Genomic DNA, 9,281 nt, shown 5'->3' with positions numbered 1-9,281 from the left:
GTACCATTAAAGTCTTTGGTTTCAATATTTTCTGGTCTGATATTTAAGTAATTCTTCAAGTTTGTTTCATGCCAATGGAATTCGGGAGCATTCGTCAAAACACCATAAGGATTATCATAAGGAACTAGGTGTCCGTTTTTTGGTTCTAAAACAATTTTTCCGCCTTCAGCATCCATAAAAAAGAAATGATTACTCGTTGCTTGCTGTTCTCCTTCTATGTCTTTTTCCAATAAAACAAGTTTTTCAGCTTCTTCTCTTACTTCAGCAACATCTTTGCACCTGCTCAACAAATAATCAAAAGCTGTTGACGTAACGGTATTTATTTTCCCTTCTACAGCTTCTTTCGCGAATGAAGCATAGCCTGGAAACAAATTGCTGGAACCCATTAGTCCCATCTCATTGATTCCGTCTCCTAAAGAAGCAATGTTAAAGAAGCCGGTTCCGAGAGTTGCATACTTTGTGGCAAATTTTCTATCTTTTATTTTGAGAAATTCCTTATTATTCTTTGGAACATAAAGAATCTTGTTATCTAATTTTACGCTAACTTCTAAAGTCCTGCCAAAAACTATTCCTTCTGTGTAAGAAAAACCAATTGTTGTGCACATCTTATTCGTCTCCTTTTTAATAAATAGTTAGTCTGAACTTTGGGATATAAAAAAAGGCTTTTTCATCTTCTATCAGTATACTAACATAGATCTTATCTGCCTACATTTAAGTTATACTTCTTAGGCAGATTGACTAGTATGGGGATTGATATCCAATCAAGTGTATCAAGATAGGTATCTAAGAAAAATAAGTTGAAATAAAAATGTTATCAGTCAGCTTTTTCTTTTTTAGATTTGGATAAAAGCGATGCATATCATTGGAAAACGGTTTCTGCATGCTGTTATACTGCTGATAAGATAATCAGTCTATTAAGACTTTAGGAGGAACAGCAGATGGTACAAGAAACCTATTTGATCACGGGTGCAGGAACTGGATTTGGAAAAGGTATTGCTTTTGGTCTTGCCGAACAAGGGAAAAAGGTCATTGCCGGAGTTGAAACGATGTCAGAAGTGTCAGCGCTTGAAAAAGAAGCAAAAGAAAAGAAGGTTGACATTCAAGTGGAAAAATTAGATGTGACCAATCCAGCTGATAGAGAAAGAGCGTGGACTTGGGATGTAGACGTGTTACTGAATAACGCTGGAGTTTCTGAAGGTGGGTCATTAGCAGATATACCAGAAGAACGATTGCGTAACCAATTTGAAGTGAATGTATTCGGACCCATTCTATTGACTCAAAAAATTGCTAAAGCAATGGCGAAAAAACAAAGAGGAAAAATTGTCTTTATGTCTTCGGTTTCTGGTCTAATGGCAGATCCGCTATCTGGGCCTTATGGCGGATCGAAATTTGCGTTGGAAGCTTTTGCTGAATCGCTTAGCAAAGAACTGCAAGAGTTCAAGGTGCAAGTGGCGGTAATCAACCCAGGACCTTACTTAACTGGGTTCAATGACCGCGAATTTGAGGCATGGAGAATGTGGCGAGACAATCCGGAAGAACGGCTTTTTGATTATGAACAGCTGGCCTTTCCTTATGAACAATTGGATCCGGAAGACGTCATCAAAGAAGCCATCAAAGTACTGACCGGCGAAACGAATGATTACCGAAACGTTGTTCCAAAAGCAATGGTACCCATGGTCAAGAAGAGACAAAAAGAGTTATGGGATAAAAAGTACGATGAGAATTTGGGAGAAAGAAATGAACTAGTTCAAAAGTCGATCGATATTGAACCCGCTACGACTCCTGTCAAAGGTATCGTAAATAAGATAAAAGACAAGTTGTGAGATTGAAAAGAAAGAGAATTGCCTTTGTGGCAGTTCTCTTTTTCAGCTCTTTATCAAACATACTAAGATTAGTAGTGAAATTTCCTCCGGGATTTACGTGTCTGCTTGCAAGAAGCCATGGCACCGAGCCTAGTGTCTCCAGTCTTTCAAGCCTCAAACGAAGCATAACCGCTTCGTAATTCGCATTGAATCCTTTACATGGCTGCAAGCAACCACTATTCTTCCAAAAATTTCAAGATTGTGGAATAGATTCATTTTATTTACCAACATCAAAAATGATAGAACCTTCAATTTTTAAAAACACTTAACAAAAAGATGTTAATTTAGTTAAACTTTTGAACTACTCCCACTTACGCGGGCGCTTAGAAGTGGGAGATTCTTGGGAACAAAGTAGACTTAACAGCGGATGTCTTTACTGTCAGAGGTTGCTTTTATGGACCAAGCTATCCCCGCAGTACCTGCGATTTTGTTTTTTTATACAAGTTGTATGGACCTCAATCCCTCTTGCAGAATAGTAATACTCGCATTGATATCTCGGTCATGAAGTATCCCGCATTCCGGGCAGATCCATGCTCATATGTTCAAGGGTTTCTTTCCGTCCCGATGGTTACATGCAGAACAGATCTGACTGGAAGGGAACCACCGACTGACTTTAATGACTTTCTTTCCATACCAATTTGCTTTGTAGTTCAATTTTTGTACAAAAGCCGACCACGACACATCGGAAATACTTTTGGCGAGTTTATGGTTCCTTTTCATGCCTTGCACATTCAGGTCTTCTATACAGATGATATTGTGATTTTTGATGATCTCTGTACTGAGCTTGTTTAAGAAGTCTTCTCGTTGATTGGCAACTTTCTCATGGAGTTTCGCTGTTTTTTGTTTCTGTTTCTGATAGTTTTTGGCTTTCCACAACTCTTTCCCGTCTTTTTTCGCTTGTTCGTATTTTCGGGAGAGTTTCCGTTGTTCCCGCTTCAATTTCTTATCCATCTGAGCAGTAAACCGTTGGTTGTCTCTCTTTTTTCCGTTGGACAAAATGGCAAAATCCGTTATCCCTAGGTCAATGCCTACGGCAGAACCCGTCTTGTGAAAGGGATGAATGTCCACTTCGCACAAAAGCGAGACAAAACACTTTCCAGAAGGATTTTTCCGAATAGCAGCTCTCACTATTCTGCCAGCAACTTCTCTGCTTTTCGCAAAACGAATCCAGCCTATCTTAGGGAGTTTCAATTGGTTTCCTGAGATAGCAATGTTTCCATTCGTTTGTTTAGTGGTATAAGATTGGACAGGGTTCTTTTTACTTTTGAATCGCGGGTACTTGGTTTGTTTCTTGAAGAAACGTTCGAAGCCATCCGCCAGATGTTCAAGAGAAGACTGAAGCGCAATACTGTCAACTTCTTTCAATCAAAGAGTTTCAGTTTCTTTTTTGAGCCGTGTGAGGAGGGAGGAACACGTACTGTACGATAATCCTTTGCCTGTTTCTTGGTAGGTTTCAGTCCACTGGTGTAAGAAATGATTGAGGACAAAACGAGCACAACCGATCGTCTGGTTAATGGACTGTTGTTGTTTCTTGTTTGGGTAAATCCGGTAGCGATAAGTTTTGTACTTGAACATCCGTTCCCCCTTTTGTGCTGTTAGTATACTCCGAAAAGAGTCCCGCTTCAATAGTAACGCTTACATTTTTGGATTTATTTTTTATGCCTGAATGGGAACAAAAAACGAGACAACTTGTTGAACAACGTTCAAACGACATTCATCTCCCCTTAGAGAAGAGGGAGTCTTCTGTCGGGAATTGATAAAAAATAAGCTAGAAGTGTCAAAAAAGTGTCACTTCGCAAAAAAATACCTTTTTCGTGGACAAGAAAGATAGCAAAAAAAAACAGTTCCATTTATAATCAAGAAGTAAAAGAAGAGGAAGGGAATAAGGGAGGAAACACTCATTTGATCGAGTTAATTGAAGAATTCAAAGCTAATTATAAAGCGATTATCCATTCAGATAAGTTAAGTGACCGCAAAAAAAATACGATGCTTAAAAATTTGTTAATCGATATCGAAAGTATCTTTTTTAAATCATGCAGCAAGGAACAACCTTCCATTGAAAAACAACAAGAAGCAGCTAAACAACTTTACCAAGACATAAAAATGGATCTCCTTTCTTACTAATTAGAAAGAAATTTATAGAAAGTACTGCACCTCAAAAGCAGAGAGAAGTCTCTTCCTTTGAGGTGCAGTACTTTTTTGCATTCTTGTTTGACCCTACAATTACTGCATTGAAACAGTCATTTCCAATGCTTCTAATGGGACTCTTGTTGTATGTAGTTGATAAATGTTGTCTTCGTCTTGCCAACGAATGTCTACATCAACTTCTTCTCCACCTTGAGGGTATTGTATATAAATCATTCCTTGATCCTTTGGAGCAGGAAGTGTATTGTCTTCTAAATAACCAACTATTTTCTTCGCTATCTCTGCCGGTTTCATTTGATCTTCTAACCTAGAATGAATGCTCAATTGCCAATTTCCTTCTTTCCAGCTAAAATCGCTTTTGCCTGTTGAACCTTCCCCATATCCAGTAATTCCATGTCCCAAGTCTGTTCCTAATTCTTCCTTGGCTTTTTCATTTTCATTCTTAGGTTCTACTATGAATATTCCATCCGTAAAGTTTGTTAGTTCTTGTTTTGCCATTTCAGAACCTTCATAAAGTGTTCCTGAAACTTCCACTATCTCTCCTTGATCATCCGTATAGCTAACGGTATAGCTATTTGATTTATTTATTAGGATATCAGCTGTCACTGAAGAAGGATCAGCAGTTGGAAAATCTGTCGGCAATAAGATGTTTTCTGGGTCTATTTTTAGTTTCGAAGCTACATCAACAGTTTCTTGATTTTCTTGATCAGTGGAAGAAGCGGTTGTTTCTCCTGAACTATTCGTTTCTGCATTATCCATGTTGCTGCTCATTTCAGAAGTAGCTGAACTGCTTTCGCTGCTCACTGTATCTCCACTATCTATTTCTGATGATTTAGTCGTAGTTGTATCGTTTGTACTGTTATTATTAGTTGAACAACTTGTTAGTATGGCTCCGCAAAATCCAATCAGCAGAAAACGAGATATTTTCTTTCTTTTTATCATAAAAAAGCATCCTTCTTTATTAAGTTATTTTAAGGATACCGTTTCCTTTTTTTAAGGTAAACGAAAGAGGCTTGTATATGAATAAGAGAAAGTAATAGAAACTTATTGATAAAATTTTTTTACAAAAAAACTTCTTTTAGAGTAGTAGAAAACTCAACCTTTTTTCTGATAGAGTATATTAGCTATTATGGCTGTTACTCCAGCGAGAAAACCAATAGAGAGCAAGAATGGCATAAATAAAGCGGAGAAGCTCTGCTCATACATAAAACCACCTAAAGTAGGCCCTAAAAAGTAAGCTAAGTTTCCACCCATGGTTGTAAACGCAAAAGCTGTTGTTTGTAAATCATTCGGAGCTGATTTTCCTGTCAGTACTTGTATTTTTGGTGCAATAAATAATTCTCCGATAGCTAATAAAACTGCAGCTATAATAAAAGATAAAGGGAAAATAGAAATGGAGAATACACCAATCCCAGCACAGTAAAATATAGAGCCTAAAAGGAAAAGAAAATTGATTTTAGTTTTTTCAAAGACTTTAATGAAAATGGGCTGACATATTAAAATAGTGACAGTCATTGCGACCATCATACTTGCTAGAATGTTTATCCCATTTGTTGTAACAGCTGTTAAATGCAATGCAAAGGTTGTGTTGTATTGGGCTTCAATAAAGTTAATGCTAAAGAAAGATAAGAACAGAAAAATAGAAATTTTGTTTTTAGCTAACGTAAAGATAGTTTCTACTAAAGATAAAATAGCGACTGAAAATTTAAAATTAGATTGGTTTTCTATTAATGTAGTTTGTTTTCTTTTGTAAGGGAAAAAGATCATAGTGATGACTGCTAAGATAGAAAGTGCTCCTGAAAATAGAAAGAAAGGGAATGTTGAATTTCCATCACTCAATAATGCACCGGCAAGCGGTCCAATTGCTCCGCTTAAATTGATGATCCAATAGTTGATTTCAATAATAGTACCTGAATTTTCGCTGGAATATCTCATTAAACAACTCATTAATAAAGGATTATAAATTGACCATCCTATTCCACAAATAATTGAAGAAAGCAGCATAAGTATATAGCTGTCAAAGTAAATATACCCAAGGATTCCAAATGCAGGCAATAAAAGAGAAAAGATAATAGAAATTTTATCAGAAAGATAATCAATGATGTTAGAAGCTATTACGCCTAAAAAAAGCTGAACTAAACCTGGAATCCCGATAATTAATCCAATTTGTCCAGAAGAAAAGCTAGTTGTGGAACTTAAAAATATGGTCAAAAAAGGCATAGAAAGAAAGCGAAAGAAGGTAATTACAAAACTAACGAATAGAAAAAAGAGAGTATACTTATTTAGTTTAACTAAGTTTGAAATTATTTTCCCTAACATCAAGCACTCCTCCTTTTATAACCTTATTCGAATATTTTGTGCTCGATTTCTATTCCTACCGTAGTAATATAAAAAAGTTTACTGTTTTCATCTTCTTTCATTTGATCAAGCTCTGTCATTAATTGATCGTATTTAGTAGTCCATAAAGTAAATTGCTCTTCTGTACAATTGACTTGTCTGGTTTGAGAAATGCTATTTTTTTCTTTAAGTAAATGGACATTTTCAGAAACAGCTTTTTTAGTATTTTCTAGTTGCTGGATAATAATCGAACTATGGACAGTTCCTATATCTTCTTTTAATTGAGGTAATAATTGCTCGTCTATTTCAAAACCATTGTGGGTAGCTCGGTAGTATTTATGAATATTTCCTTTTACTTCTTGTGTTCTAGTAATGCGAATCATCCCTTGTTTTTCTAATTCTTTAAGGTGATAAAAGGCTTTTGCTTTAGGCAACTGGATAGTTTTTCCAATTTCTGTGACGGTCATTTCCTTTTCGATTAATAAGATAATGATTTGTACGCGCAAAGGGTCGGAGATTGTTTTAAGCTGAGTATAAGTAGTGATTAAATATTTATTATTCATAAAAATCCTCTTTTCTAATCGTATGGTTAATTTTATTTAACCGGTAAGTTAAAGTTAACACTAAATGCTTTATTAAGCAACAGATTAAAATTCCTAGAAGTAGTTTTATAATAAGTGAACTTTTAATAATAGAAATTTCTCCTCCATATGAATAAATTATTGCTTAGAGAGTTATCTATCTAGGCACTAATTCTGGTAACATAAGGTTGAGTAAGCAGTAATAGGAGGAGAATCATGGATTATATTAAATGGATCAGAAGTTATGTAGGGCATAGAGAAATCATACTAAATTTTGCAGGCGGCATAATTACCAATGAAAAGAACGAAATACTGTTGCAGCTAAGAACCGATAAGAAGCTGTGGGGGTTGCCTGGCGGAGTAGTTGAAAGAGGAGAGAGTGTAGAGCAAGCAGCTAAAAGAGAAGTAACAGAAGAAACAGGTTTGCAAGTTGAAGTGGATTCTCTTTTGGGCATTTATTCAGCCTATTTTGATACGTATCCTAATGGAGATAAAGCGCAAACTATTACAACGATGTTTATCTTCAAAACAGCTAAAGGGGAATTAACGGTTGGAGATGCAGCAGAAACCTTAGATTTAAAATTTTTTTCTCAAGATAACCTTCCCCAAATTGCCAATCAACAGCATAAAGACGCGATACAAGACTTCTTTTCTGAAAAAAGAGGAATCTATAGGTAATTTTAGCAAAAATAGCTGAGGTATTGTTTTCTTAAGTCATCTATTCTATCTTAAATGATATTTATTAATTATTTAACGTTTATCGTGACTTAAAACGCTATACTTTGTGTGAATTAAATAAAAGGAGTGATAGATGTGAACAAAAAAATTACCTTTACAAGCAAACTATTGAATATCTTTTTGAAATTCCTCGGGTTATTGAGTGTTTTTATAATTATCTTTTTTATTGTCGGTGCCAAGTTTGGTTTTATGAAGGTGACAGATTTTGAATTAACGCAAAGTTCTTTTCCGCTTTTCAGTATGGGATATAGCTCTACCACTAATGTAGAACTAGCACAGCTAAGAGAAGGATACATCATATTTAGTATTGGAATAATAGTGAGTATGATTTATGCAGTTCTATTTTTTGTAGCGAGTTCTATTTTTAGCGATATCTCAAATGGTGAATCTCCGTTTAAAAAATTACAAGTAAAGCGACTAAAAAGAGTTTCTTGGCTGTTTACCAGTACGATTTTTATTCCCCTCATTTTACAAAATGTTCTTCATTGGATCCTAATTCCAGGTGGATATTATTTTATTAGTTTAGGTGGAACAGAGTTGGTTACAGCCATTATTTTTTATATTTTAGCCGAAATTTTTGCTTATGGTGCGGCACTGCAAAGAGAAGTAGATGAAACATTATAGAGTGGGAGGATCAACATGGCGATTATTTTAAGATTAGACCGAGTTATGGCAGATAGAAAGATGTCCTTGAATGAACTTTCTGAAAAAGTTGGTATTGCAAACGTTAATCTTTCCAAAATCAAAACGGGAAAAGTCAGTGCCATCCGATTCTCGACGTTGAATGCCATCTGCAAAGCTTTAGATTGTCAACCGGGGGATATTTTGGAATATACACCTGATGAATAAGTTCTTATTCGGAACTAAAAGAAGTATGATAGTATAGTGAAGAATAAGAATTTGTAAGCGTTTATTTAGTTCTTGAAATTGTGCTAATTTATTTAAAAAAGTAAGAGAATTATAAAAGGAGAATGTTTATGTACTTAATTTCTGGAACGTTATTTTTCATAGCTTCATTTTTTATTTTTATAGGTAATTATGTATTAAGTGATATGTATTACGGTGAGATAAATGGTTTTATTTCAATATTTGCTTTTATTTCTTTTCTTATGGGTATTGCTTTTTATTATGCTCACTACACTGAGAATAATAAAAAGTAAATAAAGTAGTAAGGTTTTCGTAAAAAGCCTCTTCAAATTACTTAAAACAGGAGGATGGTTTATTTGAAAATATTATTTCATATAGTTTCATTTATCATGTTGGTATCACTTGTAATTGTTTACGTCTCTTATGTTAATTATTATGGAAATTTAATCTGGGTTCCTGGTTTTTTATTATTTACAGGACTGAGCTTTAATTGGTACCTCTTTTCTAGCTTATTTAATAAAATAAGTAAGGATAAGGAGAAATAACGATGAAGATAACGAAAACATCTACAGTTATAGCTATTATTATTGGAATAAGCTTCTTATATATGAATATTCCATTTGATAAGCAAACACTTTATTTTATGCCGCTGATAATTATTGTTAATTTAATCAGAATATGGGAGAAAGCTAAAAACCAAGGATAACACTCGCAGAATAAAAAAAGAAATCATATTTTAATAATTTGAAAT

At 34.8% G+C, this 9,281-nt stretch carries 9 protein-coding genes and 1 pseudogene; 5 read left to right on the top strand and 5 right to left on the bottom strand.

Translation table 11 applies throughout. From position 1 onward, the window contains the following. Nucleotides 1–605, bottom strand: a 605-nt coding sequence (locus RT405_RS01890; protein ID WP_313467094.1) for a linear amide C-N hydrolase, incomplete at its 3' end; no start/stop codon positions are given. A gap of 333 nt (nucleotides 606–938) precedes the next feature. Between RT405_RS01890 and RT405_RS01885 the strand changes: the two genes are divergently transcribed. Further along, nucleotides 939–1,823 (top strand): SDR family oxidoreductase, encoded by an 885-nt coding sequence (locus RT405_RS01885; protein WP_313467093.1) that lies wholly within the window; start codon nucleotides 939–941, stop codon nucleotides 1,821–1,823. 474 nt (nucleotides 1,824–2,297) lie between these two features. On the opposite strand, the pseudogene tnpB reads toward RT405_RS01885, so the two are convergent. Beyond that, nucleotides 2,298–3,437: pseudogene (gene tnpB, locus RT405_RS01880) on the bottom strand (IS200/IS605 family element RNA-guided endonuclease TnpB). A 327-nt stretch (nucleotides 3,438–3,764) separates the two neighbouring features. Here tnpB and RT405_RS01875 point away from each other — a divergent pair. Next, complete coding sequence (locus tag RT405_RS01875; RefSeq protein WP_035032964.1) at nucleotides 3,765–3,986, top strand: hypothetical protein; 222 nt, start codon at nucleotides 3,765–3,767, stop codon at nucleotides 3,984–3,986. Nucleotides 3,987–4,085: 99 nt separating this feature from the next. Here RT405_RS01875 and RT405_RS01870 read toward each other — a convergent pair whose 3' ends face one another. The 3 genes from RT405_RS01870 to RT405_RS01860 form a co-directional block, all read right to left on the bottom strand. Then, a complete protein-coding gene (locus RT405_RS01870; RefSeq protein ID WP_313467090.1) occupies nucleotides 4,086–4,949 on the bottom strand; it encodes a hypothetical protein in 864 nt (287 codons plus the stop codon). Between the two features lie 153 nt (nucleotides 4,950–5,102). Then, nucleotides 5,103–6,326 (bottom strand): MFS transporter, encoded by a 1,224-nt coding sequence (locus RT405_RS01865; protein ID WP_313467088.1) that lies wholly within the window; start codon nucleotides 6,324–6,326, stop codon nucleotides 5,103–5,105. 23 nt (nucleotides 6,327–6,349) lie between these two features. Further along, a complete protein-coding gene (locus tag RT405_RS01860; RefSeq protein WP_313467086.1) occupies nucleotides 6,350–6,907 on the bottom strand; it encodes an ArsR family transcriptional regulator in 558 nt (185 codons plus the stop codon). A gap of 234 nt (nucleotides 6,908–7,141) precedes the next feature. Here RT405_RS01860 and RT405_RS01855 point away from each other — a divergent pair, with 234 nt between their 5' ends. The 3 genes from RT405_RS01855 to RT405_RS01845 all read left to right on the top strand — a co-directional run bounded on the left by RT405_RS01855 (nucleotide 7,142) and on the right by RT405_RS01845 (nucleotide 8,512). Beyond that, a complete protein-coding gene (locus RT405_RS01855; protein ID WP_313467084.1) occupies nucleotides 7,142–7,603 on the top strand; it encodes an NUDIX hydrolase in 462 nt (153 codons plus the stop codon). A gap of 135 nt (nucleotides 7,604–7,738) precedes the next feature. Beyond that, the gene (locus RT405_RS01850) at nucleotides 7,739–8,287 is read left to right on the top strand and encodes a DUF2975 domain-containing protein (protein ID WP_313467082.1); all 549 of its coding nucleotides are present in this window, start codon (nucleotides 7,739–7,741) and stop codon (nucleotides 8,285–8,287) included. A gap of 15 nt (nucleotides 8,288–8,302) precedes the next feature. Next, nucleotides 8,303–8,512 carry a helix-turn-helix transcriptional regulator gene (locus RT405_RS01845; RefSeq protein WP_313467080.1) on the top strand — a complete coding sequence of 70 codons (210 nt, stop codon included), beginning with the start codon at nucleotides 8,303–8,305 and terminating at the stop codon, nucleotides 8,510–8,512. Nucleotides 8,513–9,281: the final 769 nt, after the last annotated feature.

Origin of the sequence: Carnobacterium sp., assembly GCF_032094055.1 — a bacterium.
Classification (GTDB): Bacteria; Bacillota; Bacilli; order Lactobacillales; family Carnobacteriaceae; genus Carnobacterium_A.
This window is presented reverse-complemented; position numbering and strand designations above follow the sequence as displayed.

Excerpts from the sequence above, each read along its gene's own strand:
- RT405_RS01855 (WP_313467084.1), top strand. The coding sequence starts at position 7,142 with ATGGATTATATTAAATGGATCAGAAGTTATGTAGGGCATAGAGAAATC.
- RT405_RS01845 (WP_313467080.1), top strand. The coding sequence starts at position 8,303 with ATGGCGATTATTTTAAGATTAGACCGAGTTATGGCAGATAGAAAGATG.
- RT405_RS01870 (WP_313467090.1), bottom strand. The coding sequence starts at position 4,949 with ATGATAAAAAGAAAGAAAATATCTCGTTTTCTGCTGATTGGATTTTGC.
- RT405_RS01865 (WP_313467088.1), bottom strand. The coding sequence starts at position 6,326 with ATGTTAGGGAAAATAATTTCAAACTTAGTTAAACTAAATAAGTATACT.
- RT405_RS01885 (WP_313467093.1), top strand. The coding sequence starts at position 939 with ATGGTACAAGAAACCTATTTGATCACGGGTGCAGGAACTGGATTTGGA.
- RT405_RS01860 (WP_313467086.1), bottom strand. The coding sequence starts at position 6,907 with ATGAATAATAAATATTTAATCACTACTTATACTCAGCTTAAAACAATC.